Source organism: Frankia gtarii (assembly GCF_025403375.1).
GTDB classification, from domain to species: Bacteria; Actinomycetota; Actinomycetes; order Frankiales; family Frankiaceae; genus Frankia; species Frankia gtarii.
In genome coordinates this window covers 1-1,072 of sequence record NZ_JAMPTM010000561.1, presented here as the reverse complement: position 1 = coordinate 1,072, position 1,072 = coordinate 1, and the positions used below count along the sequence as shown (strand labels likewise).

General features: G+C 72.0%; 1 protein-coding gene. It reads right to left on the bottom strand.

Annotated elements, in window-relative coordinates; translation table 11 throughout:
* The coding region (locus NBZ83_RS32295; protein ID WP_308203853.1) for a glycoside hydrolase family 26 protein at positions 1–968 on the bottom strand (968 nt) is incomplete at its 3' end.
* Between the last annotated feature and the right edge of the window lie 104 nt (positions 969–1,072).

The following is a 1,072-nucleotide window of genomic DNA, read 5'->3' as shown; positions in this document are numbered from 1 at the left end:
GCGCCGAACAGAGCTCGGTAGCGCTGGGCGGCGCGGGGATTGCTCGGCGGGTCGATCAGCGAGGACTGGACGTTACCCGCATCGGTCGCGGTGAAGTACGCCTCGTAGGCGAGGTTCGCCCGATTCGCCTGGAACAGCTCAAACATCTTCTGGATGAAGTACGGGTTGTCCGCGCCACCACCCGCCGAGCGAACGACCCCCCACTCCGGCACAGCGAACCGCTTGCCGTGCTCGCGGGCGAACCGGGCGATGGTGCAGGCGCCCGAGTCCTCGTTGCACTGGGCGTCGAAGGTCGCCCGGGTGAACGACGGCGGGTAGGAGTCGTAGGCGTCCACGCTGACGACGTCGACGAACCCGTCGCCGGGGTAGGCCGCCCAGACGTTGTCGCCGTTCGGCATCGAGTTCCGGTGGGCCGAGACGTTCCAGTCGATGTGGACACCGGGCGAGGTGGAGCGGATCGCGGTCACCGCCCGTTGGAAGCAGGTCCGCCAGGTGGCGGTGTCACGCGGGTACCACCAGAACCAGTTGCCGTTGAACTCCCAGCCGAGCCGGACGTAGGCGTCCGGTCGGCCGTTGCGGACCAGCGTCCGCCCGAAGGTCGCCCAGTCGGCGTCGTAGTCGCCGCGAGCGCAGGCGGCCTCGTTGCCGTCCTGCGGGAACAGCGGCTGAGCCACGGACACCCTGCCGGTGTAGATGTCCGGGCGAAGCCCGGACAGGGGCCAGTCGTCGGCGACGATCTTCTGCCAGTTGTCGCGGACCGTGAACACGACGGCGACGTCGGTCCGGCGACCGAGCCAGCGTTCCCAGCCGGCCAGATCGTGGGGCGGGTTGGCGTTGGCCCCGGAGGGCCAGGTGACCCCGGCGGCCGGCGGGGCGGACGGACCCGGTCCCCCACCTCCGCCACCGGTGCTCCCGCTGCCGCCGCTGTCACCGCTGCTCAGGACGACCAGCCCGACGACGCCGACCACGGCCGCGAGAACCGCCGCGAGGCCGGTGCCCGCCAGCGCCCGCCCGCGCCGTGACCGCGGCAGCCGCCACCACGACCCGCCCGAATCGCCGGACCCCCCAGACC